This window comes from Glaciihabitans sp. UYNi722 (assembly GCF_040549465.1).
GTDB lineage: Bacteria > Actinomycetota > Actinomycetes > Actinomycetales > Microbacteriaceae > Lacisediminihabitans.
In genome coordinates, this window is sequence record NZ_JBEPTL010000016.1 from 29,019 (window position 1) to 55,501 (window position 26,483).

The following is a 26,483-nucleotide window of genomic DNA, read 5'->3' on the forward strand; positions in this document are numbered from 1 at the left end:
CGCCCGAGAACCGGATCGCGGCACGTTCAGTGGGCTAGCGCCCTGGGCACCTTCAGCTAACTCTGCCGGGCGACGACGCCGTTTCGGGGCAGCATCCGCCATACCGTCTGGGTCAGGGCGGGATGCTCGAGTGCGATCTGCCGTAGCACGCGGTACTCCCTCGACGCCGAGGGCAGCACACCATCGTTGGCATTGATCGCATCCGCTCGCAGCAGGTAGACGACGAGTTCGTCGACTGTCGGAACCTCCTCCATGAAGCTCCACGGATCTTCGCCAGCCAGCAACCGCTCGTGGATGACGGTGTCCCGTTCCTCGGCCGCTTCGGCCCGCAGGACTTCAAGACTCGCTCGCCCGCGGGGAATGTGGTGGCTCGAAGACATCGATTAACCCTACGCCGGGCGATCAGGCCCGCCATGACACGGACCCACGTGACTTCGTGCGGACGGTGTTCACGTTTGAGCTCGTCGAATCTCGATGAAAACAACTGCCTGCCGGACCACGTCACCGCACGGCTCCTGCGACTACCAATGCACGAGTCCTGCCGACCGGCCGCCACGTACCATCTGGATCGATCCAGGTCGGCGCACGAAGATGCGGTTTGCCGGCGATCATCGTCATGGTGAACTCGGACGCATGCAGCTCGTGATGGTGCGTCGAACAGAGCAGCACGCCATTGTCGATATCGGTTGGGCCGCCGTTCTCGTACTCGATCACATGGTGCGCTTCGCACCAACCAGGGGGAGCGGTGCAGTTCTCCCAGACGCAGCCGCCGTCCCTCACCGCCAGAGCTTTTCGTTGGGCGGCAGTGAAGAGTCGCTCGCGGCGACCCAGATGAAGAACCTCGCCATGGTCTCCGAGCAGTATTCTGCGGAATCCCGCGTCGCAGGCGAGCTGCCCGATCGTGGCCGCCGAAACCGGTTCTTCCACGTCGTCGATCCACCCCACCCCGGTACCGTTTCGGAGGTCTTCGAGACGCACTACGGCCATGACGGTCGTCAGTGATCGGGTGCCTCTCGGTGTCTCGCTCCGTCGAAGGCCGGCGGTAAGGGTTCCCATCAGAACGTCGAACTGTCGCTGCTCCCGTGATCGTGGATCAGGAAGTGCATCAGTCATCTGCCCGTCCGAGGTGACGACGGTCTCTGCACCGGGTGCTCTGTCATCCGCGCTGAGAAATCGCGGGGCAGACCGTGGATTGGCTCCCTCGGAGAGCATGGCCCTGATCAATCCCGCGGAAACCGGATCGGCCCATCCGCGGAACGGTGTCATGCCGCCCGCCTCGCGGCCAACCGTGAACGATCGTCGGTGGCGCAATGCTTCGTCGCGTCGCTCGACACCGTCGGGATCGAGAGCCTCCCGCCAAACCCGTGCCTCGAAGGCGACGAGATCGGCGCTCGTGTGGGCGGCCTCGCCCACGAGAGCCACCTCTGCACCCGTCACCGCCAGTGCTGTCGCCGTACGAGAAACCTGCCCAAGGGAGTTCACGATGCTCGAGGCAGCATCCACGCCGACTGTGCCTGCCATCATGGCCGCAGCCAGATGTGGATAGAGGGGTGGAAGGGCTTCTCCGGTGATCGAGAGAGACGGCCTGATCGCTTGCCCCATCCGAATGCGTCGGTTCGCCTCGGCCTGAGAACATCGAGCGATCTTCTCTACCACGTGAACACCCCGGACCTGCCCGAACCGTCGCGCGAGCCCGGAACCGCCAAGCTCGCGCCGCGATCGATCGTCGACCTCCGCCGCGGCGAGAGCGCGGAGCGTGTCGATGAATCGGCCGGCATTCTCGAACCGCTCGAGGAGGAGGCACAACTGCTCGTCGTCCAGCACGGAAAGACCGTCGAACGATCTAAGCGCGACCTCTGCGAGCAGGGTAATTGCCCGTTCGGAGAGTTCGTCCATCTCGTTCATAACACCATTCTCGTGGATGCCACCGACATTCCTTTTATGCTGTTCAACGCCGGTATCCTGCTGTGGATAGTTAGATTTTGGGACCGCCTGTGGAGGAGAAGATCCAACGAGGAAGATCTAACCCAGGCAGACCGATGCCGGCCCCCCGGGAACGATTCACCCGCCCGCGACGTTGCCACCATCAACGCATCACAACGACACCGAAGAAGGCACCGCCGCATGACCATCCCACTCTCCATACTCGACCTCGCGCCGATCGCCCCCGGACAGACGGCGAAGGAGAGTTTCGCGGCCAGCGTCGCTCTCGCGCAAATTGCGGAGAAGAGCGGCTATCGACGCGTCTGGTATGCCGAGCATCACAACATGCCGACGATCGCATCCTCGGCCACCAGCATCCTGATCGGACACGTCGCGGCCCAGACCACGACGATCCGACTCGGCGCGGGCGGCATCATGCTGCCGAACCACGCGCCGATCACCATTGCCGAACAGTTCGGAACCCTCGAGAGCATCTATCCGGGACGCATCGACCTCGGCCTCGGCCGCGCACCCGGCAGTGACCAGAACACCATGCGAGCGATGCGCCGCGATCCGATGTCAGCCGAGCAGTTTCCCCAGGATGTGCTCGAATTGCAGGCGTACCTGCGCGGCGAGTCGCTCATTCCCGGCGTGCAGGCGATCCCGGGTGCGGGAACCAACGTACCCCTCTACATCCTCGGATCGTCACTCTTCGGAGCGCAGCTCGCAGCCGCGCTCGGGCTTCCCTACGCCTTCGCGTCGCACTTTGCCCCCGACGCCCTGCACGAGGCGATGTCCGTATACCGCAACGACTTCAAGCCATCCGGGCAGCTTTCGGAGCCCTGGGCGATCGCTGGCGTCAACGCGGTCGCGGCCGACGATGCGGCGGATGCCAGCCAGCAGTTCGAGTCGACGCGTCGCACCAGGGTGCGCGGCCTCGTCGCCCGCGGACCGGCCGCGCGGGACTACGACGACGACGAGATCGACGCCTTCCTGACAACGCCGGATGGGCGGCAGATCGCCAACATGATGCGCTATTCGGCCGTCGGAACGCCCACCGAGGTACGCGGATTTCTTGAGGAGTTCGCCGCATCCGCCCAGGCTGACGAGTTGATCGTGGCGCATCAGTCACCGCTCATCGCCGACCGTCTGCGCTCCGTCGAACTGACAGCGGACGCCATGAACTCCGCGAAGGTCTAGCCGACACAGACATTACCGATTCGGCAAATGAATCTCGGTGGCTCTCGCTAGGGTCGTTTCATGACACCGGATGCTCTGCGGGAGTTCTGCCTCGCGCTGCCCCAGGCGATCGAGACGTTCCCCTTCGGCGAGGAGACATCTGTCTTCAGAACCAGCGGCAATGACAAGATTTTCGCGCTGTCGGCCCTGGCCTCCGACTCGTTCGACGTGTCGCTGAAATGCGATCCGGAAGACAGCATCGCCCTCCGTGAGGAGTATCCACAGATCACTCCCGGCTACCATCTGAACAAGAAGCACTGGGTGACGGTGCAACTCGGCAGTGGAGTGCCGGATGACCTCGTCGAACAGCTGCTTCGCGGCAGTCACGCACTCGTGAGCCCGACGGTGCCTCGAGCCCGACGGAGCGAATAGTTCCTAGACCGGCTCGTCCACGATCCCGACGAATCGCGACCCGATCCCGTCGACCTCACGTCGATTCATCCCGACCGCCGGCACTGGCAGTTCGCCGGCGAGATGCCAGTCGCAGCTGAGATAGGTGAATGCCGGCCACCACTTCTTCGGGCGAGCCGCCTCCTCGAAACCGCAGATGTCACACTTCAGCTGCACCCATACCGGCTTCTTTCCCGTGCGGTTCGCCCGCGACTGCACCAGCCAGGCCGGCGGGGTCGCCTCGAGTTCGGCAAACTCCGCCTCGGAAAGTCGGCTCGGGATGTCGTGCCGCTGAGCCATTTCGAGAGGGATGTCCAGGCGGAGGGCAGCCTCGCGTCGAGTGATCATCCATCTATCTTCGTCGCTGAATGAGCGGCCGAGCACCGCGCGAGGGATAGCTCAGTGGAATTCCACGACGACCTGCACCGGCGCATGATCCGACGGCCAGCCGCGTTCATAACGCGTCACATTGATCCCCGCCTTCTGCACCGAGACCCCCGGTGTAACGAGAATCCAGTCGATTCGTTTGCGTTCGTGTCGCGGTGGGCGGTAGTTGAGGAAGGTTCCCCAGGCGTCGGTGAGGCGTTTTTCCGCCAGGTTCCAGCAGTCGATCATTACGCCTCCGGCGGTGATCGCGTCGTACGGGTCCGAATCCACGTCCGTGTTGAAGTCACCCGTGATGATTGCGGGCAGGGAAGATGCGGAGACGATGCGTCGAACCTCAGCGGACGAGCGCATCCGGGCTTCCCGGGATTGATTGTCGAAGTGGGTGTTCACGCCCTGGAACTCGATACCCGTCGCGATGTCACGGAAGGTGGCGTCAACGACGACCCGGGGGACGCGGTTGCCCCAGGTGGTGGATCCCGCCACGTCCGGCGTCTCCGAGAGCGTTGTCTGCCGCCAATCGAGCAACTGAAGCCGCGTGGAATCGTAGAAGATCGGGCATCCTTCTCCACGCCGATTGACCTCGCGGCCGTACCCGATGGAACGGTAGCGTTCACCGAGCGCATGACGCACGAAACTCGCCTGGTCGGGCAGCGCTTCCTGCACGCCGAGCAGTGCGGGTTGCTCGGTTTCGAGAATCTCTTTCAGCAGGGGGCGGCGATGCTCCCACCGGTCGACCAGTCTCGGGTTCAGGTTCGTCATCCGTCGACGGATGTTGAAAGTCATCACGTGCAGATTGGGGGCGACGACGGGGCCAATGAGTGCGGTAGACGCCATGGACTCAGCCTACGTTCGTGCGGCAGCGCGACGTGCTCTTCCCCACCCTCAACCTCGTGTCTCCAGATCGCGGGTAGCCCGATCAGGTCACCCGCCGATGGTCGACTCGCGCATGACGAGCGTGGGTTCGACGACCAGTCCTTCGCGTGCCACCGGGCGTCCAGCAATGAGGTCGAGCAGCGCGCGGCCGGCGAGGCGACCGAGTTCTTCCAGGCGCAGGTTGACGGTGGTGAGGGGGGGCCGGCTGGCCATCGCCATCACATCCCAGTCGTCGAAACCTGTCACCGCGATGTCTGCGGGCACCGATTTGCCGAGTTCGCGCAGCCGATCGCAGACGCCTCGAGCGATTTGGTCGCTGCCGCAGGCGATGCCGTCGAGATCGCCGTGCTCCCGCACCAGGATGTCGACAGCCTGCCTGCCCCACCGCTCCGACCATTCCCCATAGAGGCTCTGACCCACCAGTCGATCGCCGAAACGGGCCTCTGCTGCCGTGGCACGCTTGATCGCCGCAGCATGTCGGCTGGGCCCGGAGACATAGGCGATGCGGTGGCGGCCGATCGAGATCAGGTGGTCGGCGAGCATCTCCGCCCCACGACCATCGTCGAGGGTTATCGAGACATCGGCAGGGTCGCTCGAGGGGCTGAATGCGTAGACGACGGGCATCCCGAGATCGACGGGGGTGCGATAGTCAGTGTTTCTGCCTGTCACGATGACACCGTCGACACGACGTGATGCCAGCGAACGGAGGTAGTGCTGCTCACGCACCGGATCGTCACGCGTGTCGCACATCAAGACAGCCATCTGGCCGGCATTGAGTACATCTTCCGCTCCGAGCATTACGGGGATGCTGAATCGCCCGAAGGAGTCGGTGGTCAGCATTCCGACCGTGTAGCTGCGTCCCGATGACAACGCGCGACCACGCGCATCCATGATGAAACCCAGCTTCTCGGCGGCGTCGCGCACCCGTTCTCGCGTCTCCCGGCGCAGCTGGCCGGTGTTGTTCAGGGCCTTCGACGCGGTACCGATCGACACTCCGGCCAGGGCGGCAACGTCGGTGATGCGCACGACAGAGGCAGAACCCCTGTTGCCCACATCACCGGTCACGGCAAAGTCCTTTCCTCAGGCATGCCTCGCTCGCTGCTCGACCACGCGCACTCACTTCATTGTAAATAGTGGCATGAATACTCGGAGCGCGACACTTGCGCGATTTCCGTTACCGCCCTAACCTGTCAACAGAAAACGTATTCCGTCTCCACGGAATGACATTATCGTGACACAATTACGGAGCAAGTATGACCGCAACGTCGCCGTCGCCCGCAACAGGCGTGACCACAGCACCGCATCGCGCCAGTCCGGTGCTTCCCTCCGATCACGCTCGGGTAGAGCTTCATCCGCTCGCCCCATCGGCAGCCCAGATCACTGATGGCTTCTGGTCGGTGCGGCAGGAGAGAAACGGACGCGACGCGATCCGATCGGCTTATCACCGCCTTGAGGAGGCCGGGAACTTCGACAACCTGCGCCTCGCCGCAGGACTGAAAAGCGGCGAAGCCATCGGACCGATCTTCATGGACTCCGATGTCTACAAATGGTTGGAGGCGCTCGCCTTCGAATACGGACGTGCTCCGGCCGAGGATCTACTCACCATGCAGCGTGAGATCACCGAGCTCATCGCCGCGGCGCAGGCGGATGACGGCTACCTCGACTCCGTGCAGCAGGTTCGGCACGCCGCGGAGGGCCGCTACGTACAGTTGCCGTGGAGCCACGAACACTACTGCGCCGGTCACCTCTTCCAAGCGGCGGTCGCGCAGGTGCGCGCCACCGGTGACAGAGGTCTGCTGGATGTCGCGGTGAAACTCGCCGATCATCTCGTCGCGACCTTCGGTGAGGACAAGCGCCACGACGTCGACGGACACCCCGTGGTCGAGATGGGCCTGGTCGAGCTCTACCGCGAGACCGACAACCGGGACTACCTCGAGCTGGCCCGATACTTCACCGACGCCCGCGGACACGGCCTGTTGGAGAAGTACGGCGCCGAACCGACCTACTTCTCCGATCGTATTCCGGTGAGGGAGGCTACGACCGTCGAAGGGCACGCCGTCCGCGCTGTCTACCTCGGGGCCGGTGCCACGGATGTCGCCATTGAGCTCGGCGATGACTCGCTCGTCGAAACCCTGGAGCGCCAGTTCGCATCGATGATGTCGTCCAAAGCGTTCATCACCGGCGGACTCGGATCGCGATGGGACAGGGAAGCATTCGGCGACCCCTATGAACTCCCGACGGATCGTGGCTACGCCGAAACCTGCGCTGCCATCGGGGGAGTGCAGTGGGCGTGGCGGCTGTTGCTGGCCACCGGCAAGCCCGTCTACGCGGATGCGATGGAACGGCTGCTCTACAACGCCTTCCTGCCCGGCGTATCGCTCTCGGGCACCGAATACTTCTACGTCAATCCGCTGCAACTGCGCGCAGATGCCCACGCCGACGAGAATCGATCGCCGGCACACGGCCGCCGCGGCTGGTTCGACTGCGCCTGCTGCCCGCCGAACATCATGCGAACCTTCGCGAGCCTCGACGCCTACCTCGCCACCCGATCGGACGGAAACCTCCAGCTGCACCAGTACGCCAACGGCAGCTTCGCCGGGGACAACGGAGCGGTGCGAGTCAGCACCGACTATCCGTGGAGCGGCTCGATCGCCGTCGAGATCCTGGAGTCGACAGGCACCTGGAGCCTCGACCTCCGCATCCCGGCCTGGTCCGATTCGGCGACGCTGACCGTCAACGGCGAGTCCGTCGACGTCGAGACGACCCCGAGTTCCTACGCACGAATCACCAGGGAATTCTCCGCGGGCGATGTGGTGGTGCTCGAGTTGGACACCACCGTGCGGTTGTACTCCGCCGATTCCCGCATCGATGCGAGTCGCGGACAGGTTGCCGTGGAACGCGGGCCGCTCGTCTACGCCCTCGAACACGTCGACGCGCCCGATGTGGCGGTCGACGACGTCCTGGTGGATGCGGACGCCACCATCGGCACCACGGCACGAGATGATCTCTTCGGCGGGATCGTCACCGTCGATCTGCAGGGTTCCGCCCCGTCGTCGCACGCCGATACCGCCTGGCCCTATCGGAGGTCGCGAGCCGGAGACGAGGGCGAGGGATACCCGGGAGCCAACCCGACCGGCGGGCCGCCGCATCCGCAGTCCGTCACACTGACCACCATTCCGTACTACGCCTGGGCCAACCGCGAGATCGGCCCGATGCGCGTGTGGCTGCCGAGCAGGTGACCCGGATGGACAGGAGACAGTTTCTCGCCGGGACGATCCTCGGCGCGGCTTCACTCACGCTGGCCGGATGCGCCGGCACACTTCCGCCGATCAATTCGAGCAGCAGCAGTTTCTCTCGAAAGGCGACCGGCACCGTCGAGGTCTGGTGCCGATCGGCCACCCAGACCGGCCTGACTGCCGCCGTCGCTGGCTTCAACAAAGCACACAGTGACCTGAAGGTGAACCTCACGCCGGTTCCCGACGGGCAGTACGTGACCAAGCTGGCCACGGCGATCAGAGGGGGAGAGCCGCCGGATGTCGTAGACATCGACGACATCAACTCCCAGTTGTTCATCTTCCGCGACTCCTTCGCCGATCTCACGCACGTGATCAACCAGCTGTCCTACGTCGACAACCTGTCGAACGGGCACCTCCACCTCCTGGCGCGAGGCGACAAATACTTCGGACTTCCGTACCTCGCCGACAACTCGATGCTGTTCGTGAACACCGAACTCTTCGATCGAGCGGATGTCGACCTGAAGAGCAGCACGAAGGACTTCGCCGGTCTGCTCGAGGCGGCAGGCAAAATCAGGAAGCTCGGCGACGACACCTACGCCTGGACCTTCCCCGGAAATTCTCCCGGTGCCCTCGGCTTCGTTGTGCAGCCGCACATCTGGGCCACCAAGAGCGATCTGATCAAGGGAGATATCGGCTCGCAGAGCGGCGACATCGTCGGCAACGACTCCGTTCAACAGACGCTGGAGTTCTATCGCCAGCTCTGGAAAGACGACCTGGTGTCACGGGCATCCTTCACCGACGACGCCTCCCGCTGGGGCGGAGATTTTCGGGCAGGCACCGTCGGCATGATGCCCACCTCCTACGGAGCGGTCGTGCCCGCAGCCTCGAAGAGCATGCGCGCCAAGATGGACGCCGTGCTGCTGCCGGGACCGACGGGTGGCACCGCGTTCTTCGATGGCGGCGACAACATGTGCATCCCGAACGGTGCCGCGAATGCGCCCGGTGGTTGGGAGTTCATGACGTACGCCACCGACCTCGAGCAGCAGAGTGCGCTGCCTGACGGCGGCTATTTCCCGATCCGAGCGGATGCCGCCACCGATGCCTACCGCAAGAAGTACCCCCTCGCCGCGCTTCCCCTCGACAACCTCGACAAGGGTTACGCACCGCAGACACTCGCCTACAACCTGCTCTACAACCAGGCCGCCGGACCGTGGCTGGCGATGTTCCGCGCCGCGGTCTTCGGCTCCAGCGTCGCCTCGGCTATGAAACAGGCCCAAATGGCCTACGACAGAATCCTCGACCAGGCCCAGGCCTGAAACCCACAGGAAGGCTCGCCATGTCATCGACGACAGCAGCGCGACGCACGCTCGCGACAACGCCGAGAACCGGTCCGAAACGCGACGCTCCACGGTCATCGCTCACCCATCCGCCGAGAACCGGGTTTGCACTGGTCACGCCCGCCGTGCTGTTCGTGCTGGTGTTCGCACTCGCACCGCTGGCGGTGGCGGTCTACATCTCGCTGACTAACTGGCCGCTGATCGGTGACTACCGATTCATCGGCATCCAGAACTATCTGACGCTGTTCCAGGATCCAGCCCTCGTGCAGTCGATCCTGTACACGCTGCTGTATACGACGATCGTCACCGTTCCGATTCTGGTACTCGGGTATTTCCTGGCCGTGCTGGTGCGGTCGAAGCGGCGCGGATCCACGGTGCTGCGCACGATCTTCTTTCTGCCCTACGTCGTCGGTCTCACGACCCTGAGTTTCATGCTGGTACTCGAGGCTCAACCGAACTCCGGACTGCTCAATGTGATCCTCAAGCTGCTCGGCATCACCGACGGCACGACGGCCTGGCTGGTGAATGGCCCTCTGGCGACGCTGCTCATCTGCGTTCTCGTGGTCTGGGCGGTCTCCGGCCTCACCATGGTGCTCCTCATGTCGAGCATGTAGGGAATTCCCGACGAGATCTACGAGGCAGCCGCCCTCGAAGGAGCGACCTGGTGGCAGCAGGAGCGCTTGATCACGCTGCCGATGATCAGGAACACCGTGGCGCTCAGCGTCATCCTCTCGGTGATCGGCTCGCTACTCGCATTCACCCAGTTCTACATCCTGACCAAGGGCGGGCCGGGCACCGAGACGCAGACCATCGTCAACTACATCTACAACCGTGGTTTCGTTCAGCTGCAGCTAGGTGCCGCGACCGCTGAGGCTTTCGCACTGATCATCGTGGTCGGCCTCGTCACCGCTTTCCAGTTCTGGGCACTCCGCAACCGCGATGAGTGACAACGAACAAACCGCTGGCCTGCAGACACCGACGATGACGAGGATGACATCATGACGACAGCAACCACCCGCACCGCGGTTCTGGTTTCCGATCGCGCGGGCGACGCACCCCGCGCGAGTCGTGGCAAACGAAGTCAGGGGAGCGTCGGACATCCACGCGACACGCGGGTCAAGCGCACCCTCTTCGTGATCGCGGGAGTCGGATCGGCCCTCATCTTCGGTCTGCCACTGCTCTGGGCAATCCTGCGCGCGTTTCAGCCCAACGAGGTAATTATCGCCGCGCCCACCTGGTCGAGTTTCTGGCATTTCGGCTTTCAGAACTTCGCCGCGATCTTCAGCCCGTCCTCGCATCTTCTGACCGGACTGCTGAACAGCCTGATCGTGTCAATCTCGACGGCGATCATCACCGCGGTGGTCGCCACGCTGGCCGGCTACGGCTTCGCCAAGTTCCGCTTCCGTGGCTCGAAGGTGGTCTTCGGCCTGATCCTCGTCACCATGATGGTTCCGTTCCAGGCGATCCTCACGCCGCTGTACCTCGAACTCAACGCGATGAAGCTCACCAACTCGCTGCTCGGTCTCATCCTCTTCTACGTCACTGTCAACCTGCCTTTCGGGGTCTTCGTGATGCGCAACGCCTTCGAATCGATCCCCTCGGAACTCGAAGACTCGGCCCACGTCGACGGAGCAAGTCGCACAAGGATGCTCGTCTCGGTACTCAGGCCGATGCTGCTGCCGGGGGCCGCTACCGCAGCGCTCTACGCGTTCCTCGCCTCGTGGACCGAGTTCCTCGGCGCCCTCACCTTCCTCACCAAAGACAGCCTGTACACCCTGCCGATCGCGCTGCTGAACCTGCAGACCGGTGCCTACGGCCAGGTCAACTTCGGCACCCTCGTGGCGGGAGCGGTCATCGCGATGATTCCCTGCATCGCCCTCTACATCGGCCTGCAGAAGTTCTATGTGGCCGGACTCTCATCGGGTGCGCTCAAGGGTTAGGTCGGGTGGCGACGCGTCCTCGCCTGGCGCGGGCCACGCGCAGATCGTCTGCAGCGTTCCTGTCGATGAACAGGGCCTCGAGGGTCGCACCGAGGGTGATGATCGCCAACACTACGAACGCGAACCGATAGGCATCCAGCCCTGAATCCACGCCGTAGACGACCTGCCCGGCGCGCAGGGCCACCGCACCGACGGCTACGCCGAACCCCGCCGCGACCTGCTGGATCGTCGATGCGAGGGTGTTCGCCGAGGTCATGTCCCGCGGTTTGATATCGGCGAAGGCGATCGTGTTGTAGGCAGTGAACCCCACAGACCTGGCCACCCCGCTGAAGAGCAGCAATGCCGCGATCAGCGCGTATGCGGTGGCGCCACCGAGCAGTGCCATCAGTCCGATGCTCACGGCGGCCGCAAAACTCGACGCGAGCAGCACCGTGCGAAAACCGAATCGCACCAGCAGGGGAGTGGTGAGAGGCTTGATGGCCAGGTTGCCGATAAAGACGAAGAGCACCAGCGCGCCAGAGGTTACCGGCGACCAGCCGAGTGCGTCCTGGAACAGCAGCGGGAGCAGAAACGGCACCGCGACGATGGTCAGCCGAAACAGCGAACCGCCGGCGTGGGTCACCCGGAAGGTCTGCACCTTCAACGCCCTCAGATCGAGCAATGGATGTTTAGCCCTCAACAGATGCGCGATGGCGAGTGCGCTCAGCACAACCCCAGCCACGGCGGAGATCACCACCACATCCACTGCCGGGTCAGCACCGGCAAGCTCGGCTCCGAGCCAGGTGAGGGCGCCGAGTCCGCCGCAGGTGAGCGCCAGTCCGAGCCAATCGAGCGACGGCGGCTGGTCACGCTGCTCTCGCGGCACGAGACGGAGGGCGGCGATGAAGGCGATCACGCCGAGTGGGACGTTGATCAGAAAGATCCACTGCCAGGAGGCATAGGTGGTGATGAGGCCACCGGCGAGGGGAGCGATCACCGGGGCAACCAGAGCCGGCCAGGTAAGCCAGGCGATCGCCCTGATGAGGTCGCGCTTCTCTGTCACGCGCAACACGACAAGTCGACCGACCGGAACCATCATGGCTCCGCCGATCCCCTGGAGTACTCTCATAGCCACCAGCTCCGGCAGGCTTGTGCTGAGAGCACAGAGAACGGATGCCAGCGTGAAGATGACGATGGCAGCGGGAAAGACCAGCCGTGCGCCGAACTTCTCGGTGAGCCATCCACTCAGCGGTATCAGCACGGCCAGGGTGAGTAGGTAGGCGGTGATGGTGACGCTGATCGCCGCGGAGTTCACTCCGAAGCTGTCCGCCATCCGAGGCGCCGCTGTGGCCAGGATGGTGCCGTCAAGGTTCTCCATGAAGAAGGTACCGGCAACCAGGAGGGTGAGGGCTTTCTGTCGCCGCCCTGTCCCGCTATCACCCATACAGACGACGCTATCGGATGCGCGACGCTGGAATTTTCACCAGAGGAGAGACGGGTGACCTTAAGCTGCGGTCGGCACTCGCACCAGGCTCACCACGGGAATCTGCCGTTCGGTTTTCGTCTCGTAGTCGGCGAAAAAGGGATAGGTCTCCTTGAGCATCGCCCACTCCCGTTCGCGATCATCGCCCTCGAGTGCAACCGCCGTCGCATCGAACCTTTCGTCAGCGACTTCGACAGTGACGCTGGGGGAGGCCACGAGATTGCGATACCAGTGCGGATGGTCATCTGAGCCCATGTTGGCTGCGACCACGAGCATCCGTCCGTCCTCCGGGTGGAACATCATCGGCGAGGTGCGTAGCTCGCCGGATTTTTCTCCGGTCGTGGTCAGCAGGAGCAGCCGGTCACGGTGCATCCCCTCGATCTCCTGGCCCGCGCGAAACTGCTCGATGACTTGTGGGTTAACAGCGAGAATATCCATGACCCCGTTGTAGTCCGTGATTCGCCAGAGCGAAAGGGCCGATTCGTGCTCAGCGACTCAGCAGCCCTGCGCGATCGGGATGCTTTTCGAACCATTCGCCGACGTACCAGCACATCGGCACGATCCGCAGGTCACCGGATGCCTCGACGTCATTGACCGCGAACTCGACGACCTCTGCGGCATACCCGTGCCCGCGGAGGTGCGGAGCCGTATAGGTGTGGGTGAAGGAGACCGACGTGCCGAGGACCGCATAATCGACAACGGCGACGAGATCGCCGTCGATACGGAAGGCATATCGCTTGGCATCCGGTTCGTGCGCGAATTCTCTGGCCACCGGTTCAGCCTACGTCGAGCGATTCTCCGGTGGGGTCCTCGGCGGAATCGTCGGCCAGTTGAGCTCCGCCCACGGGAAGACCAGCCCAGGAGACGAGCGTCCAGCCCTGGCGGCGATGATCTCGACATCGGCATCGAATCGCGTGAAGAATGCGTGGCCGTCCGAAGCACCAGGCATCGTGACGTCGAGTTTGCCAAGACCCCCGGCGAAAGCCGTCTCCAGGTAGGTGTGAATGGATGCCCGATCACTACGCACCAGCGTTGACGCGAAGATGGCGTCGATCGGCTCGTCACCGAGTTCATGCCGACCGCAAGGTTTGCGTCGTTGGCTGAAACCTGGCCAAAAGGCATCGCTGCCGTCGTAACCTCGTCTTTTTCGATCACGACCGGAGTGGGACTCGGGCTGGACATGAGTGCGGGCGACTGTTCCTCATGGGACGCCAGAGTCGGATGGCTGGCTTGGCCGACGGCGGAGGTGACCACGATGAGAGTGAGGGCCGCTGCTGCGCCGCCGACCAAGAACAGTCGGGTTCTCGGTTTACGGCTGGCGTACCAGGAGCGAAAAGACTTCGTCTCCGATGTCGGGAGTGTCGGTGACGAGTGGCGAAGTTCCGTCCATCCTGCGCCATCCCAGTAGCGGAGTTGACCTGGTTCATCGGGTACGGCCTACCAACCGGCCGGCGGCAGGGCCATTTCGTGTCCTTCGGGTAGCGGGCATCATCGCCCCTCACGAGGCTAGGCAAAAAGAGCCACGAGCACAGCGCCACCTTCGGGGCACGTTCAGCCAACTCATGGCGGCATCACCGACCAGGCACAGCCGCGCACTGCAGAGTCGGAGAACGACATCGAAACGGATGCCGCGGCCGAGCAGAAAGAAGACCGTCATGAACGACAACGCCCCGCCATCAGCAACAACCGAGACTTTCGACGAGATCATGCGGAGCATGTACACGCCCGATGGTTTCAGCACCGCTGAAGAAGATCCGTCCTGGTACTCGACGGACTGAGCCCGGCTGGTCAGACCCTGTAGTTCGGATCCTTCGCCAGCGGGATGGACTGCGCGGTGGCGCCGGTCTCACCCTCGCCGAGAGGTGACACGATGACCGCGCTTCCGTAGGCACAGACTTCGGTCCAGTTGGTGCCGATGTCCGAGGTGTCGAAGCGCATGGCGACGATCGCGTTCGCACCCTTACCAACAGCCTCCGCGGTCATCCGTTCCATCACCTGCTGCCGACTTTCATAGAGCGCCCTGGTCATTTCGGGCAACTCGCCGCCGCCGATCGCGCGGAAGCTCGCCGTGAACGATGCCGCGAAGTCACGCGACCGCACAGTGAGTCCCATCACTTCGCCATAGACGGCGTCGATGCGATAACCGGGGATGTCGTTCGTCGTCACGATGATCATGCAGCGATCCTTCCACGAAAGGGTTGTCAACCCCGCAGCCCGAGTGCGAAGGGGAGTACAGCCGACGCGCCGGCCCGTCGCAGAAGGCGTCCGGCCACCGTGACCGTCCAGCGACTGTCGACAAGGTCGTCGACGAGCAGCACCGGCTGGCCCTTCGGAATGTCGATAGCCGCAAATCGCTCCCAGACCCCCGCAAGCCGATAGGCGCTATTGCCGCCGGCTTCCCCAGCGGGCCCGCCGTTCTGCCATCTCAGCGAGCCGAGCCAGGGGAGTCGCCCCGCTTCGGCGAGCCCTCGCGCGATCGACTCGACGAGCAGTGGATGTCGCCGGGACGGCACGCTCACGACCGAGCCAGGCCGCTCATCCCAGCCCCAGTCCGCGAGGACTCGCACGCAGGCCGCCACCATCGCGTGGCTCGCTGGCGCATCCGGTGCGTTCGCAGCGAACAGTTCGCGCAGCGAGTTGCCCCAGCCGAGGTCGGTGAGCCGAGCCAGCGCGCGACCGGATGCGATCCGCTCGCCGACGGCGATGTTGCCGCGTACCGGCACGCCGAGGCGATCCATACCGCCAGGCCACTGGGCACGTGGCTCGACGACGACACCCACCCGGTCCAGGGAGTCGGATGCCACCGCCGCAGCCTCGGTTCCGACGGAAGTCGGGTACCAAACGCCGACGCAACGGTCGCAGCGACCGCAGGGAACGGCCGAGTCGTCGTCGAGAGCCCGCTGGAGAAACTCCATGCGGCATCCGCTGGTCGTCTCGTAGTCGAGCATCGACTGCTGTTCGGATTCGCGAGCGGCCGAAATGCGCCCGTAGCGTTCGGCGTCATAAGCCCACGGTTCGCCGGTGGACACCCAACCGCCGGAGACCCGCCGCACTGCACCGTCGACGTCGAGCACTTTGAGCAGCAGTTCGAGCGGTGTGCGGCGAAGGTCGACGCGGGCTTCGAGCGCTTGGGTGGACAGGGGAGAGGAGCCGAGCTCGGCGATCACGGCCAGTGCCTTGTCTTCCACCGGCATGGATGCTGTCGCGAAATACTGCCAGATTGCTTCGTCCTCGGCGCCGGGCAAGAGCAATACGTCGGCGTTCTCGACGGCTCGCCCCGCACGGCCCACCTGCTGGTAGTAGGCGACGGGGGAGGAGGGCGCCCCGAGGTGAAGTACGAATCCGAGATCCGGCTTGTCGAAGCCCATGCCGAGCGCACTTGTCGCGACCAACGCCTTCAGGTCGTTCGCCTTCAGCCGTTGTTCGAACTGCTCACGTTCGGCGGTATCCGTGCGCCCGGTATAGGCGTGGACCTCCTGCCCGGCGTCGCGCAGCAGCCGTGCCGTATCCTCGGCCGCCGAAACCGTCAGGGCGTAAATGATGCCGCTTCCCGGCAGTTCCTCGAGATGACTGAGCAGCCAGCCCAGTCGTGACTTCGAGTCCGGGAGCCTCAGCACGCCGAGTCGCAGTGATGCACGAGCCAGCGCACCGCGAATAGTCACCACGCTGCCTGCCTGGCCCAGCTGCTCTGCGACATCCGCCACCACCCGGCTGTTGGCGGTTGCGGTGGTGGCGAGCACGGGAATGCCGTCGGGCAGCTCGGCGATTAAATCGCGCAGTCGTCGGTAATCGGGCCGAAAGTCGTGTCCCCAGTCGGAGATACAGTGTGCTTCGTCCACCACGAGCAGTCCGGCTCTGGCGACGAGGGCGGGCAACTGCTCGTCGCGAAAGCTCGGGTTGTTGAGTCGCTCCGGTGAGACAAGCAACACATCGACCTCGTCATCGCGCAGCTGGCGAAGCACGTCTTCCCACTCATGCGCATTGGAGGAGTTGATGGCCACGGCTCGTACGCCTGCTCGGGATGCGGCAGCGATCTGGTCACGCATCAGTGCGAGGAGCGGAGAGACGAGGATGGTCGGACCCGCCCCACGCTGTCGAAGCAGCAGCGTCGCGACGAAATACACCGCGGATTTGCCCCAGCCGGTGCGCTGCACGACGAGGGCGCGGCGACGTTGATCGACGAGAGTCTCGATCGCCTCGTACTGTCCCTCGTGAAAATCGGCCTCGTCGTTGCCGACCAGAGTGCGCAGGATCGTGAGGGCAGAAGCGCGGGTGTCGGTCATCCTTCAAGCTTCGCAGGAGCGGACGACGCGGCAGACCGAAACCCTCGTTCTGTGGACGAATCGGCGGTTGTGGATAACTGCTTCTCCCTCACAGCTGGCTGGCCACCCGTAGTATCCCCGGATTCCATCGCCGCGCACCCCGGGCGACCGGGCAGCAGAACCATAGACCCATGACCGTACCTGATTACGAACAGACGCTAACCGAGCCGCTCGTCACCGATGCGTTGATCGAACAGCGCGTGACCGCCCTCGTGGGCCGAGCCGCGCGGCACCAACTCTGGTTCCTCTTTCTCGACCAGCATGAGGTGCAGCTGCCGCTCGTACTTCCCTTCAGCGATCCGCCAGCCCAACCAGACGCCTCGCTCTTGACCCTCGCCAGCATCGTCGAGCTCGCCGTCGAGGCCGAGAACGCCAGCGCGGTCATCGTCGTGGTCGAGCGCTATGCGGATGCGACCTTCACGACGGCAGACAAGCTATGGGCGCGCGGCATCGTCACAGCCCTCGGCGAGCGCGAGGTCGCCGTGCGTGCAGTACTGCTGAGCCACCGCCGCGGCGTGCGATGGTTCGCGCAGGACGACTACGGCCTTGCCGAAACCAGTGTCTAGGCCGTGGGAAGTGAGGATTCGATCAGCTCGACGATCTCCGGGGCATCCGGTTCCGTCGTCGGGCGGAAGCGGTGCACCTCGCCGTCGGGGGTGATGACGAACTTCTCGAAGTTCCACTTGACCTTGCCGGCCTTGCCTGCGGCATCCGGCGTCTTCGTCAACTCCGCGTAGAGCGGGTGCTGGGACTTGCCGTTCACCTTGATCTTCTCGAACATCGGGAAGGTGACACCCCAGGTCGTCGAGCAGTATTCCTTGATGGCGTCTTCGGTGCTGAGCTCCTGCAGAAACTGGTTGCTCGGAAAACCGAGCACAGTGAAGCCGCGATCGCCGTAGGTCTTCTGCAGCTGCTCGAGCTTCTCGTACTGCGGCGCGAGGCCACAGCGCGAAGCGACGTTGACGATGAGCTTCACCTTGCCGTCGAACTCGGCGAGCGAGGTGTCGGCACCGTCAATGGTGGTGATGGGAATGTCGTTGAGAGTCATGTGGTTGCAAATCGTCAAGTAAGTGCGGCTATTCCCATCGTAGAGAAACCTGAAGGTTCGCCGCGACCCCATTCTCGTATGAACGTTTCGGTCGGCCGCTTCGTTCGCCTCGAGATGGTCTCCCATTCCATGCCGACAGCGAACGTTCCGCGCGGTCCCAGCATCCGTTCGCTATCGTCATGAGTTGACACCCGCATGACAGGAAGAGCGCGATGCCCGACAGTCCCATCTCGGCGACGCCCTACGAGGTGCTCGGCGTGAATGCGACCGTCAACGATGACGAGCTGCGTAAGGCCTATCGACGCCTGCTGCGCGAGACGCATCCCGACACTGGCGGCAACACGGCGAGATTCGTCGCGGTGCAGGCGGCATGGGAACGCATCGGAAACCCGGATGACCGCGCAGCCTACGATCGCGCGCGACCAACGATCAGCGGCACCGAAGCCGGGTTCACCTGGGCACCGCGCGCACGAACCCAACAGCAGGACACTCGCCCCAGGGCCCGCGCCTACGGACATCCGGGTGGCTGGCGGCGCGAACGCTACCTGTCGCTGATGCGCGAATGGGTAGGCCGCGGCGAACCACTGGACGACCCCTACGACCCGACGCTGGTGCGCTCGGCTCCCCGGGAGATCCGTCATATTCTGGCCGATGCGCTGGCGGAGGAAGCGACAGCTCGCACGCTCTCTGCGCTGGGCATTGGCTATACGGTCTGGCACGACGTGGCGACCGGAACGCCCGACGAGAAGATCGATCACATCGTGCTCGGCCCCACGGGACTGTTCGCCGTCCTCTCGGAGGACTACGGCCAGCCGGTCACGCTCAAACGCGGTGAGATCGTCAGTGACCGGCATCCACTCCACGAACTGGGCCTAAGCGCCAAGGTCATCGCCAAGGCAACCAGGGTGAAGTTCACCGCGCTCGTGATCGTGCTGCCCGACGACGCTCTCGGCGATCCACTGACGGTCCTCGGAAGCATCCGTGGGGCCGCGACCATCGTGGTGCGACAGTCGCAGCTACCCGCCCTGCTGAGAAACGGCGTTCCCGGGGCTCGCGTGGTGGGCGGCAACGAGCTGTTCGACGTACGCACTCGGCTCCAGTCCGCAGTGCGGTTCGTCTGAATCGACGCGTCAGGAAACCGTTTCCCGGCCGACTGACTCTCCGGTCGGGCCGTGAGCAGTGAGCCGCCTACCGCATCGACCGCGTACGACTGTCGCCGGCAGCCGATACCCTGGCTGCAGTCGAGCGGAGGTGATCGGTTGTTCCTGCTCGGCCCGTCACCCGTCGTTTACTCGGCGAGCGACCTGAGTGCTGCCTCCTCATGCGAGTGGGCCCTCATGCGAAAACTCGACGCGAAGCTCGGTCGCATTCCGATGCCGACAACAGTCGACGACGACATGCTGGAGCGAACAGCACGATTGGGCGATGCCCATGAGCTGCGCTATCTCGAAGAACTGCGTCTGACCAGGCAGGTCGTGGAGATCGAACGCCCAGGCATCGAGAGAATCGCCGAAGCGGCTGCACAGAGTGAAGCCGCCTTCGCCGGGGGCGCGGAGGTCGTGTACCAGGCTGCATTCTTCGACGGACGCTTCCTCGGCTATGCGGACTTCATCATCCGTGATGACGCCGGCAGCTACGAGGTCTACGACACCAAGCTGGCCCGGCATGCCAAGATCATCGCCCTGCTGCAACTCGCCGCCTACAGCGAGCAACTGCAGCGTCTCGGCATTCCGACGGGGGAGTTCGTGCACCTCCTGCTGGGCGACCAGAGCACCAGTTCACATCGGCTGCGTGACATCCTTCCGGTGTATCGCAAGCGTCGCGCTCGCCTCGAGCAGATGGTCGACGAACGCGTCGCCGACCGTCTGCCCACCGAGTGGGGCGACCCACGTTACGCGCCGTGCGGTCGCTGCGACGCCTGCGAAGAACAGGTGCAGCTGCACCGCGACGTTCTGCTCGTCGCGGGCCTGCACACCTCCCAACGAATGAAACTGCGGGCCGCCGGTATCGATACGATCGAGCAACTGGCTGAGGCAGATTCGGTTGACGGCATCTCGGATGCCACCCTCGCCACCCTGCGTCGCCAGGCCAGACTGCAGCTCGAGCCTGGCGCTCTCGCCTGGCGGGTCACGACACCGGCTGCACTTGCGGCACTTCCCGAGCCGAATGCCGGTGACGTGTTCTTCGATTTCGAGGGGGATCCGCTCTACCAGGAGGGCGCGGTCTGGGGCCTCGACTACCTCTTCGGGCTGGTGGAACCGGATGAGACGTTCCGAGCGTTCTGGGCCCACGATCTCGTCGACGAACGCCAGGCACTCGTCGACTTCCTCGACTACATCGACGACAGGCGTGCGCGGCATCCCGGCATGCACGTCTACCACTACGCAGCCTACGAACGCACCCACCTCTTGACCCTCGCCGCCCGGCACGGTGTCGGTGAGGAACGGGTCGCCGACCTGCTACGTGAACACGTGCTCGTCGATCTCTACCCGATCGTGCGACGCGCACTGGTGATCGGCAGCCGCAGCTATTCGCTCAAGAAGCTGGAGCCGCTCTACATGGGCGACAGGCTCCGCGAGGGAGTCGCCAATGCTGCCGACTCCATCACGGAATACGTTCGGTCACGCGAGCTGCTCGAAGCGGGGGAGGCGGATGCCGCTACCGCGGTTCTCGCCGACATCGCCGACTACAACGCCTACGACTGCGTCTCCACCCTCCGCCTGCGCGACTGGCTGCTCGATCGCGCCGCCGATAGTCACGTGGCTCTCGCCAGCCCCGCCGATCTCGAGATTGTCACGGTCGAGCGCGAACCCGACCAGGTCTACCTCGACCTGTCCGCTCTCATCGATGCCGTTCCGCCGACCGATCGCACGCCAGATGAGACCGCGATTTCCCTCGCGGCGGCAGCGATCGACTATCACCGCCGAGAGAACAACAGTTTCTGGTGGGATCACTACGACCGGCTGCGCCAGCCGATCGACGACTGGCAGGACACCCGCGACGTCTTCCGTATCGAGGCCGTGACGGTGATGAGAGGTTGGTCCATCGAGGGCCGCGATCGTTCGTTGTCGCGCGAACTGCTCGTCACCGGCACGCCTGCGCTCGGCAGCTCCTTCTCGATCGGCCGCGCACCGTATCTCGCCTATGAGATATATCAACCGGCCGGAGAAAACATCGAACCCGGCGCGCGCTACGCCCATAGTCGCGCGAAGATCATCGAGGTGGTCCCCGATGGCCTCGTCATCGAGGAGAAGCTACCGAAGGCGGGTGATCCCTACGATGATTTCCCGATGGCGCTGACGCCGAGTTCGCCGCCCCGCGCGAAGGTGCTGGCCGACGCGATTCACTACTGGGGTGACGAGGTGTTGCGGTCGTGGCCCGCGCCGATTCCTGACGCCGCCTTCGACATCCTCCGCCGGGCAGCACCGAGAGGAACCCTGAGCGCCGATGCCGACACACAGTCGGCGATTCGCGAATCGCTCCTCACCCTCGACCGGTCCTACCTGGCAGTGCAGGGGCCTCCCGGCACAGGAAAGACCTACGTCGGCTCCCATGTGATTGCCGACCTGGTGCGGGACCACGGATGGAAGGTCGGAGTCGTCGCACAATCGCATGCCGCGGTTGAGAACATGCTCGGGGGAGTGGTGAAGGCAGGGCTCGACCCGGCGCTGGTCGGTAAGGTGCCGAGAGCGGGTGACAGCGCCACCGTTCCGTGGACAACGCTCAGCACGGCGACGCTCGGTGCCTTCACCGCGCAGCCCGGATTTGTGGTGGGCGGCACCGCCTGGACTTTCGCCAACGCGAACCACATCCCGCGCGACTCGCTCGACCTCCTGGTAATCGACGAGGCTGGGCAGTACTCGCTCGCGAACACCATCGCGGCATCCGTCTCGGCACAGCGGCTGCTGTTGCTCGGCGACCCGCAGCAACTTCCGCAGGTGAGCCAGGGCACCCATCCGGAGCCGGTGGATGTCTCTGCCCTCGGTTGGCTCTCGGCCGGGCACGACGTGCTCCCGCCGCAGTTCGGCTACTTTCTCGAGACCAGTTGGCGGATGCATCCGGATCTCTGCGCGCCGGTCTCCGCACTGTCCTACGAGGGCAGGCTGCACTCGTACCCCTCCGATCGCAGTCTCGCGGGGGTCGCGCCCGGGCTGCATGCGGTGCCGGTGGAACACCGGGACAACGCGACATCCTCACCGGAGGAAGCGGACGCCGTGGTCGCGCTGGTGAGAGACCTGCTCGACCGTGCGTGGACATCCGGCGGCTCGACCAGACCGCTGGAACAGCGCGACGTGATCGTGGTCGCGCCCTACAACGCGCAGGTCGAGCTGTTGCGCGAACGTCTGGCCGAAGCCGACTTGGACGGCGTGTCGGTGGGTACCGTCGACCGGTTCCAGGGTCGCGAAGCGGCCGTCGCCATCGTCTCGCTCACCGCCTCGAGCGCGGCCGATGTGCCACGCGGCATCGAATTCCTCCTCATGGCGAACCGGCTGAATGTGGCGATCTCGCGTGCCCAATGGGCCGCGTACCTGCTCTACTCGCCGGCTCTCACCGAGTTTCTGCCGACGAATATCGACGGCCTGGCTCAGCTCAGCGCTTTCGTGCGTCTCGTTGAAGGAGAATGACTTCGCGACAGACAAGCAGTAACTTCCTGACGGTACACAGAAGGCCCCGATCGCTCGAGGCCTCCTGCAATTTCGCGGATCAGTCGTGTCGGTCCGCGCGATCCTTATCCGTTTCCTCCACTGCGTCTTCGTCGAGGGCGGTCGGGGATCCGGTTGCCGTACTCCCCGGGGAGAGGGAGCCATCCTCGGTCACGGCCGGGCGTGGTTCGTCATCCGAACTCGTCTCGGACTGGCCGTGTTCGCCGTACTCCCAGTTGTCACCCTCCCCGTGCTTTCCATCGCGCGGTCCGGGATCCGGAAGCGGCTTGTTGAGATCTGCGTAGTCCTGTGAGTCGCTCATCGTCGACATCCTTCCTGTGTGGTCGAGCTAGGAGAGGGGGGCGGGGCCACCGTCTGGCAGCGCGTCGGCGTCTTCGTCCTTATCGGTGTACTCGCCGTCTCGCTCTTCCGTGTGCTCGTCGGTGTAACTCCCCTTGACGTCATCCGGCTCCTCTGGGGTGAAAGTCCCCTGCGCCGTCTCGGCTGACTCGCCTGTGTAGCTGGCGCCGTCGCCCTCTCGCGTGTTGTCGTCGGTACTCATCAACTGTCCTCCTCGCTGCGAATACGCGTCGCGACCGAGGGGCACGACGTCGTGAGACCCACGGTAGGCGCGCCGCGGCGTTCTGCCCACCCCCTGAGGCGAAATAGAACCGCCGGTCCGATGGCCTATGCCTGCGCGACCGAATCTGGCATGCTGGTGTCAGCGCTTCGGCGCCGCGGCGGTGGGGCTCGCCGTAACCAACCTCGACATCGGTCGACAACAGTCCCTATCTCGGCACTTGTGTGCGCCCAGAGATAGGAGCCCCGCATGTTCATCACCTGCTCGTCGGCTATCGCCACGACGGTCGCCAGCCGCCCCTCGACTGACTTTTCCGCCGACCCGCCGGACGGTGCTGTCTTATCCACTCGCCATGTCATCACAGCAGGGAGCAGATCGTGAGCATTGATTCGCCCACACGTTCCGTTGTCGTCGGAGTCACGCCGACCCAGCCGGAATCCGTCGTATTACAGGCAACCAGTTTCGCTGCACATTTCGATGCCCAGCTGGTGTGCGCCTGGGTCGACGGAGGCAGATACCCAGTTGAGGAGTTTCCCGACGGAACGGTGAGGGCGCTGCCCTTCGATCCGGACCTCGCCTACCCGGTCGATGAGCAGTTTCCCGACGAACTGGCCGTGCGCCTCAAACGGTTGTTGGGCGCTCAGGGCGCAAAGTGGAGCACCCGAGCTCTCGCGGGTGACCCGGCACAGGCCCTCGGCCACCTGGCGGACCTGCTCGACGCCACCATGATCGTCGTGGGAACCCGGCGCGCCACCGTGCGAGGAACCATGCAGGAGTTCTTCAACGGCTCGGTCGCCGTGCATCTGGCTCACCGTCAACGTCGTCCCGTCGTCGTCATCCCGCTCGCCCCGGTCGGCTCAGACGATTCTCTTCCATGGGAACCAGCCTCGTGACCGGCCCGGCTGAGGAGAACACGGTCAAATCGACGCCGACGGATGCCGAGCTGCCTATCGACAGTGACCTCGACGTCGATTCCACCTATACCGGACGACCACGGCCCATCCACCTCCGCTGGCGCTACCTCGGTCTCGTGGCAGTGGGAGGGATGATCGGCACAGCAGTCAGGGAAGCGCTGAGCCTGGTCATTCCATCGATCGCCGGCATCCCGGTCGCCACCTTCGCCATCAACATCGTCGGTGCCTTCGCTCTCGGTGCCCTGCTGGAGACCCTCGCGAGACGAGGACCGGATGAGGGTCGACGTCGAAAGATCCGCCTGCTGGTCGGCACGGGCGTTCTCGGCGGCTTCACCACGTATAGCTCGCTCGCAACGGACAGCATCCTGCTGACCGATGGCCATGGCTGGAGAGGCGCTCTCTACGCGCTTGGCACCCTGGTGCTCGGTGCACTCGCCACCTTCGCGGGCATTGCCATCGCGGCGAGCGCGCATCGGTCTCGGCAGGCAGCAGACGAGGTAGTCGAGTGACGGTCGTGACTTTCCTCCTGCTTTCGGTGGCGGGAGGCGTGGGAGCCGCACTCCGCCTTCTCGTCGACGGACTGGTGAGAAACCGCGTGACGACGGCCTATCCGTTCGGCACCACCATCATCAACATCAGCGGATCGCTGTTGCTCGGGGTGATCACCGGACTCGCGGCAGGCCACCTGGTGCCTGAAGAACTGCGTCTTGTCTTCGGGGTCGGACTCATGGGCGGATACACCACCTTCAGCACCGCGAGTTTCGAAACGGTGCGGCTCATCCAGTCGCGCCGTTATGCCGTAGCGGTGGTGAATGGTCCCGGGATGCTGGTGGTGGCTGTCGCCGCCGCGGCTCTCGGACTCTGGATCGGGTCACTGCAGTGAATGAGTTCGCCTTAGCCGACCGTTTCCTCCGCGGCTTCACCGTGCTCGACGATGTCGCCGTCCTTGAACAGGATGCCCTTCGCGATCTCGCGCCATTTCGGAGTTTTGCGCAGCAGGAACTCGAGCTCCATGCTGAAGTGCTTGAATTCTTCGCCCATGGAGTCCTCCATGATGGCGCGGGCGTCCTCGTCCGCTTCGACGGAGATGCGTTGCACATACCAGCCGATAGCTTCCGCTTCCTCGCTGAGACTGGCGCACATCCGCGCGAAGGTACGAGTCTCGGCAGAGAGTTCCTCCGGTGGCTCGTGATACTGGTCGACTCCCACGGTGCGTCCTTTCGCTGGCTTTGTGCATGCATGCTGCGTTCTCCACCGAGCGTACGTTCGACGCTCCGACAGAGCAACGGGTTGACTGGGTCCTGTGCGGATTCTTAGACTGCTGTCGGCATCCTGATCCGACGATGACGCCTACACCGAGGGAGACTCCGTCGAGTCCCGCCACCCGACCCCGCAACCATCCGCTTGTGCAGAGCAAGGTGCCACAGATTACTGTTCTGTTCTGGGCGGTGAAGGTCCTGAGTACGGGCATGGGGGAGACGACCTCCGACTTCCTGGTGCGACTGATCGACCCGGTGATTGCCGTCGGACTCGGTTTCATCGGGCTGGTCGCGGCACTCTGCTGGCAGCTGTCGCGAGATCGCTACCTGCCATGGGTCTATTGGCTCACGGTTGTGATGGTGAGCGTTTTCGGCACCATGGCTGCGGACGTCCTACATATCGTGGTCGGCATTCCTTACGCCGTTTCCACCGCTTTCTTCGCCCTCGCGCTGACCGTCGTATTCGTGCTCTGGTTCCGCGTCGAAAAGACACTGTCCATCCACAGCATCACATCGCGGCGACGTGAACTCTTCTATTGGGCGACCGTGCTGACGACCTTCGCTCTCGGAACTGCCGCCGGTGATCTGACCGCCCACACCCTTCACCTCGGCTATTTCGCCTCCGGCGCGCTGTTCACCGTCATCATTGCGATACCAGCGATCGCCTTCGGCGCGCGCAAGCTCAATCCTGTGCTGATCTTCTGGTTCGCCTACGTGGTCACGCGACCTCTCGGAGCATCCTTTGCCGATTGGATGGGCGTTTCACACGCCCGAGGTGGGTTGGGTTGGGGAACCGGGCCGGTGAGCCTCGCCCTGGGGGCGCTTATCGCGGTGTTGGTGGGCGTTCTGGCCTTCCGGGACCGACGTCGTCCCGTTACGTTGCAGAGACCACCACTGGCGTCCGAGGGATACTGAACGGCACCAGAGGTC

30 protein-coding genes and 1 pseudogene are annotated in these 26,483 nt (G+C 64.2%); 15 read left to right on the plus strand and 16 right to left on the minus strand.

From position 1 onward, the window contains the following. Positions 1-56: 56 nt before the first annotated feature. Positions 57-380 (minus strand): tryptophan synthase subunit alpha, encoded by a 324-nt coding sequence (locus tag ABIB56_RS12250; RefSeq protein ID WP_354569498.1) that lies wholly within the window; start codon positions 378-380, stop codon positions 57-59. Between the two features lie 121 nt (positions 381-501). Continuing rightward, complete coding sequence (locus ABIB56_RS12255; RefSeq protein ID WP_354569499.1) at positions 502-1,905, minus strand: HNH endonuclease signature motif containing protein; 1,404 nt, start codon at positions 1,903-1,905, stop codon at positions 502-504. 219 nt (positions 1,906-2,124) lie between these two features. Between ABIB56_RS12255 and ABIB56_RS12260 the strand changes: the two genes are divergently transcribed. Then, entirely contained in the window at positions 2,125-3,123 is a 999-nt protein-coding gene (locus ABIB56_RS12260) for an LLM class flavin-dependent oxidoreductase (RefSeq protein ID WP_354569500.1), read from the plus strand. A 60-nt stretch (positions 3,124-3,183) separates the two neighbouring features. After that, complete coding sequence (locus ABIB56_RS12265) at positions 3,184-3,534, plus strand: MmcQ/YjbR family DNA-binding protein (protein ID WP_354569501.1); 351 nt, start codon at positions 3,184-3,186, stop codon at positions 3,532-3,534. 3 nt (positions 3,535-3,537) lie between these two features. Here ABIB56_RS12265 and ABIB56_RS12270 read toward each other — a convergent pair whose 3' ends face one another. The 3 genes from ABIB56_RS12270 to ABIB56_RS12280 all read right to left on the minus strand — a co-directional run bounded on the left by ABIB56_RS12270 (position 3,538) and on the right by ABIB56_RS12280 (position 5,877). Continuing rightward, positions 3,538-3,900, minus strand: a complete 363-nt coding sequence (locus ABIB56_RS12270) for a hypothetical protein (protein ID WP_354569502.1) — start codon at positions 3,898-3,900, stop codon at positions 3,538-3,540. Between the two features lie 51 nt (positions 3,901-3,951). Next, positions 3,952-4,773 (minus strand): endonuclease/exonuclease/phosphatase family protein, encoded by an 822-nt coding sequence (locus ABIB56_RS12275; RefSeq protein ID WP_354569503.1) that lies wholly within the window; start codon positions 4,771-4,773, stop codon positions 3,952-3,954. An 87-nt stretch (positions 4,774-4,860) separates the two neighbouring features. Then, positions 4,861-5,877, minus strand: coding sequence for a LacI family DNA-binding transcriptional regulator (locus tag ABIB56_RS12280; protein ID WP_354569504.1), 1,017 nt, complete (start codon positions 5,875-5,877; stop codon positions 4,861-4,863). 188 nt (positions 5,878-6,065) lie between these two features. On the opposite strand from ABIB56_RS12280, the gene ABIB56_RS12285 reads away from it, so the two are divergent. The 5 genes from ABIB56_RS12285 to ABIB56_RS12305 are packed head-to-tail and all read left to right on the plus strand — an operon-like array spanning position 6,066 to position 11,325. Then, complete coding sequence (locus ABIB56_RS12285) at positions 6,066-8,051, plus strand: glycoside hydrolase family 127 protein (RefSeq protein ID WP_354569505.1); 1,986 nt, start codon at positions 6,066-6,068, stop codon at positions 8,049-8,051. Between the two features lie 5 nt (positions 8,052-8,056). Then, positions 8,057-9,364 carry an extracellular solute-binding protein gene (locus tag ABIB56_RS12290; protein ID WP_354569506.1) on the plus strand — a complete coding sequence of 436 codons (1,308 nt, stop codon included), beginning with the start codon at positions 8,057-8,059 and terminating at the stop codon, positions 9,362-9,364. Between the two features lie 20 nt (positions 9,365-9,384). After that, entirely contained in the window at positions 9,385-9,999 is a 615-nt protein-coding gene (locus tag ABIB56_RS12295; RefSeq protein ID WP_354569507.1) for a carbohydrate ABC transporter permease, read from the plus strand. A 15-nt stretch (positions 10,000-10,014) separates the two neighbouring features. Further along, the gene (locus ABIB56_RS12300; RefSeq protein WP_354569564.1) at positions 10,015-10,332 is read left to right on the plus strand and encodes a carbohydrate ABC transporter permease; all 318 of its coding nucleotides are present in this window, start codon (positions 10,015-10,017) and stop codon (positions 10,330-10,332) included. Positions 10,333-10,383: 51 nt separating this feature from the next. After that, complete coding sequence (locus tag ABIB56_RS12305) at positions 10,384-11,325, plus strand: carbohydrate ABC transporter permease (protein WP_354569508.1); 942 nt, start codon at positions 10,384-10,386, stop codon at positions 11,323-11,325. Here ABIB56_RS12305 and ABIB56_RS12310 read toward each other — a convergent pair. The 5 genes and pseudogenes from ABIB56_RS12310 to ABIB56_RS12330 all read right to left on the minus strand — a co-directional run. Next, positions 11,315-12,748 (minus strand): MFS transporter, encoded by a 1,434-nt coding sequence (locus tag ABIB56_RS12310; protein WP_354569509.1) that lies wholly within the window; start codon positions 12,746-12,748, stop codon positions 11,315-11,317. The genes ABIB56_RS12305 and ABIB56_RS12310 overlap by 11 nt on opposite strands. Positions 12,749-12,808: 60 nt before the next feature. After that, positions 12,809-13,225, minus strand: a complete 417-nt coding sequence (locus ABIB56_RS12315) for a nitroreductase/quinone reductase family protein (RefSeq protein ID WP_354569510.1) — start codon at positions 13,223-13,225, stop codon at positions 12,809-12,811. Positions 13,226-13,274: 49 nt separating this feature from the next. Beyond that, positions 13,275-13,559, minus strand: a complete 285-nt coding sequence (locus ABIB56_RS12320) for a GNAT family N-acetyltransferase (RefSeq protein ID WP_354569511.1) — start codon at positions 13,557-13,559, stop codon at positions 13,275-13,277. A 9-nt stretch (positions 13,560-13,568) separates the two neighbouring features. Beyond that, positions 13,569-13,814 carry a hypothetical protein gene (locus ABIB56_RS12325; RefSeq protein ID WP_354569512.1) on the minus strand — a complete coding sequence of 82 codons (246 nt, stop codon included), beginning with the start codon at positions 13,812-13,814 and terminating at the stop codon, positions 13,569-13,571. Between the two features lie 341 nt (positions 13,815-14,155). Continuing rightward, positions 14,156-14,212 (minus strand): annotated as a pseudogene (locus ABIB56_RS12330) (DUF2510 domain-containing protein); the annotation flags it as partial. 230 nt (positions 14,213-14,442) lie between these two features. On the opposite strand from ABIB56_RS12330, the gene ABIB56_RS12335 reads away from it, so the two are divergent. Beyond that, on the plus strand, positions 14,443-14,565 hold the full coding sequence (locus tag ABIB56_RS12335) for a hypothetical protein (protein ID WP_354569513.1): 123 nt from the start codon (positions 14,443-14,445) through the stop codon (positions 14,563-14,565). A 10-nt stretch (positions 14,566-14,575) separates the two neighbouring features. Here the strand turns inward: ABIB56_RS12335 and ABIB56_RS12340 are convergent, their stop codons facing one another. Together ABIB56_RS12340 and ABIB56_RS12345 are read right to left on the minus strand one after the other, a co-directional pair. Then, positions 14,576-14,962, minus strand: coding sequence for a YbjQ family protein (locus ABIB56_RS12340; protein ID WP_354569514.1), 387 nt, complete (start codon positions 14,960-14,962; stop codon positions 14,576-14,578). Positions 14,963-14,988: 26 nt separating this feature from the next. Beyond that, entirely contained in the window at positions 14,989-17,070 is a 2,082-nt protein-coding gene (locus ABIB56_RS12345; RefSeq protein WP_354569515.1) for a RecQ family ATP-dependent DNA helicase, read from the minus strand. Between the two features lie 170 nt (positions 17,071-17,240). On the opposite strand from ABIB56_RS12345, the gene ABIB56_RS12350 reads away from it, so the two are divergent. Continuing rightward, positions 17,241-17,675: a hypothetical protein gene (locus ABIB56_RS12350; RefSeq protein ID WP_354569516.1), complete on the plus strand. Its 435-nt coding sequence runs from the start codon at positions 17,241-17,243 to the stop codon at positions 17,673-17,675. On the opposite strand, the gene ABIB56_RS12355 is transcribed toward ABIB56_RS12350, so the two are convergent. Next, positions 17,672-18,157 carry a glutathione peroxidase gene (locus ABIB56_RS12355; RefSeq protein WP_354569517.1) on the minus strand — a complete coding sequence of 162 codons (486 nt, stop codon included), beginning with the start codon at positions 18,155-18,157 and terminating at the stop codon, positions 17,672-17,674. The two genes, ABIB56_RS12350 and ABIB56_RS12355, sit on opposite strands and share 4 nt — an antisense overlap. 212 nt (positions 18,158-18,369) lie before the next feature. Here ABIB56_RS12355 and ABIB56_RS12360 point away from each other — a divergent pair, with 212 nt between their 5' ends. Further along, positions 18,370-19,278, plus strand: coding sequence for a J domain-containing protein (locus ABIB56_RS12360; protein WP_354569518.1), 909 nt, complete (start codon positions 18,370-18,372; stop codon positions 19,276-19,278). Between the two features lie 216 nt (positions 19,279-19,494). Further along, complete coding sequence (locus tag ABIB56_RS12365; RefSeq protein WP_354569519.1) at positions 19,495-22,782, plus strand: TM0106 family RecB-like putative nuclease; 3,288 nt, start codon at positions 19,495-19,497, stop codon at positions 22,780-22,782. A gap of 79 nt (positions 22,783-22,861) precedes the next feature. On the opposite strand, the gene ABIB56_RS12370 is transcribed toward ABIB56_RS12365, so the two are convergent. After that, positions 22,862-23,122, minus strand: a complete 261-nt coding sequence (locus ABIB56_RS12370) for a hypothetical protein (RefSeq protein WP_354569520.1) — start codon at positions 23,120-23,122, stop codon at positions 22,862-22,864. 27 nt (positions 23,123-23,149) lie between these two features. Next, positions 23,150-23,362 (minus strand): hypothetical protein, encoded by a 213-nt coding sequence (locus ABIB56_RS12375; RefSeq protein ID WP_354569521.1) that lies wholly within the window; start codon positions 23,360-23,362, stop codon positions 23,150-23,152. Positions 23,363-23,757: 395 nt separating this feature from the next. Between ABIB56_RS12375 and ABIB56_RS12380 the strand changes: the two genes are divergently transcribed. The 3 genes from ABIB56_RS12380 to crcB are packed head-to-tail and all read left to right on the plus strand — an operon-like array spanning position 23,758 to position 25,177. After that, the gene (locus ABIB56_RS12380) at positions 23,758-24,273 is read left to right on the plus strand and encodes a universal stress protein (protein ID WP_354569522.1); all 516 of its coding nucleotides are present in this window, start codon (positions 23,758-23,760) and stop codon (positions 24,271-24,273) included. After that, positions 24,255-24,803, plus strand: a complete 549-nt coding sequence (locus ABIB56_RS12385; protein WP_354569523.1) for a fluoride efflux transporter FluC — start codon at positions 24,255-24,257, stop codon at positions 24,801-24,803. The genes ABIB56_RS12380 and ABIB56_RS12385 overlap by 19 nt, the downstream gene beginning before the upstream one ends. Beyond that, positions 24,800-25,177, plus strand: a complete 378-nt coding sequence (gene crcB / locus ABIB56_RS12390; RefSeq protein WP_354569524.1) for a fluoride efflux transporter CrcB — start codon at positions 24,800-24,802, stop codon at positions 25,175-25,177. Before ABIB56_RS12385 ends, crcB begins: the two co-directional genes overlap by 4 nt. Positions 25,178-25,188: 11 nt before the next feature. Here crcB and ABIB56_RS12395 read toward each other — a convergent pair whose 3' ends face one another. Further along, on the minus strand, positions 25,189-25,503 hold the full coding sequence (locus tag ABIB56_RS12395; RefSeq protein WP_354569525.1) for a ferritin family protein: 315 nt from the start codon (positions 25,501-25,503) through the stop codon (positions 25,189-25,191). Between the two features lie 134 nt (positions 25,504-25,637). Between ABIB56_RS12395 and ABIB56_RS12400 the strand changes: the two genes are divergently transcribed. Continuing rightward, positions 25,638-26,468, plus strand: coding sequence for a COG4705 family protein (locus ABIB56_RS12400; protein ID WP_354569526.1), 831 nt, complete (start codon positions 25,638-25,640; stop codon positions 26,466-26,468). The last annotated feature ends 15 nt before the right edge of the window (positions 26,469-26,483 follow it).

Bases quoted from the DNA above. Each gene is read 5' to 3' on its own strand.
- ABIB56_RS12255 (WP_354569499.1), bottom strand. From the start codon at position 1,905: ATGAACGAGATGGACGAACTCTCCGAACGGGCAATTACCCTGCTCGCA.
- ABIB56_RS12270 (WP_354569502.1), bottom strand. From the start codon at position 3,900: ATGATCACTCGACGCGAGGCTGCCCTCCGCCTGGACATCCCTCTCGAA.
- ABIB56_RS12290 (WP_354569506.1), top strand. From the start codon at position 8,057: ATGGACAGGAGACAGTTTCTCGCCGGGACGATCCTCGGCGCGGCTTCA.
- ABIB56_RS12360 (WP_354569518.1), top strand. From the start codon at position 18,370: ATGCCCGACAGTCCCATCTCGGCGACGCCCTACGAGGTGCTCGGCGTG.
- ABIB56_RS12285 (WP_354569505.1), top strand. From the start codon at position 6,066: ATGACCGCAACGTCGCCGTCGCCCGCAACAGGCGTGACCACAGCACCG.
- ABIB56_RS12370 (WP_354569520.1), bottom strand. From the start codon at position 23,122: ATGAGCGACTCACAGGACTACGCAGATCTCAACAAGCCGCTTCCGGAT.
- ABIB56_RS12350 (WP_354569516.1), top strand. From the start codon at position 17,241: ATGACCGTACCTGATTACGAACAGACGCTAACCGAGCCGCTCGTCACC.
- ABIB56_RS12340 (WP_354569514.1), bottom strand. From the start codon at position 14,962: ATGATCATCGTGACGACGAACGACATCCCCGGTTATCGCATCGACGCC.
- ABIB56_RS12250 (WP_354569498.1), bottom strand. From the start codon at position 380: ATGTCTTCGAGCCACCACATTCCCCGCGGGCGAGCGAGTCTTGAAGTC.
- ABIB56_RS12265 (WP_354569501.1), top strand. From the start codon at position 3,184: ATGACACCGGATGCTCTGCGGGAGTTCTGCCTCGCGCTGCCCCAGGCG.
- ABIB56_RS12260 (WP_354569500.1), top strand. From the start codon at position 2,125: ATGACCATCCCACTCTCCATACTCGACCTCGCGCCGATCGCCCCCGGA.
- ABIB56_RS12365 (WP_354569519.1), top strand. From the start codon at position 19,495: ATGCGAAAACTCGACGCGAAGCTCGGTCGCATTCCGATGCCGACAACA.
- ABIB56_RS12310 (WP_354569509.1), bottom strand. From the start codon at position 12,748: ATGGGTGATAGCGGGACAGGGCGGCGACAGAAAGCCCTCACCCTCCTG.
- ABIB56_RS12355 (WP_354569517.1), bottom strand. From the start codon at position 18,157: ATGACTCTCAACGACATTCCCATCACCACCATTGACGGTGCCGACACC.
- ABIB56_RS12295 (WP_354569507.1), top strand. From the start codon at position 9,385: ATGTCATCGACGACAGCAGCGCGACGCACGCTCGCGACAACGCCGAGA.
- ABIB56_RS12315 (WP_354569510.1), bottom strand. From the start codon at position 13,225: ATGGATATTCTCGCTGTTAACCCACAAGTCATCGAGCAGTTTCGCGCG.
- ABIB56_RS12385 (WP_354569523.1), top strand. From the start codon at position 24,255: ATGGGAACCAGCCTCGTGACCGGCCCGGCTGAGGAGAACACGGTCAAA.
- ABIB56_RS12335 (WP_354569513.1), top strand. From the start codon at position 14,443: ATGAACGACAACGCCCCGCCATCAGCAACAACCGAGACTTTCGACGAG.
- ABIB56_RS12345 (WP_354569515.1), bottom strand. From the start codon at position 17,070: ATGACCGACACCCGCGCTTCTGCCCTCACGATCCTGCGCACTCTGGTC.
- ABIB56_RS12400 (WP_354569526.1), top strand. From the start codon at position 25,638: ATGACGCCTACACCGAGGGAGACTCCGTCGAGTCCCGCCACCCGACCC.
- ABIB56_RS12275 (WP_354569503.1), bottom strand. From the start codon at position 4,773: ATGGCGTCTACCGCACTCATTGGCCCCGTCGTCGCCCCCAATCTGCAC.
- ABIB56_RS12375 (WP_354569521.1), bottom strand. From the start codon at position 23,362: ATGAGTACCGACGACAACACGCGAGAGGGCGACGGCGCCAGCTACACA.
- ABIB56_RS12305 (WP_354569508.1), top strand. From the start codon at position 10,384: ATGACGACAGCAACCACCCGCACCGCGGTTCTGGTTTCCGATCGCGCG.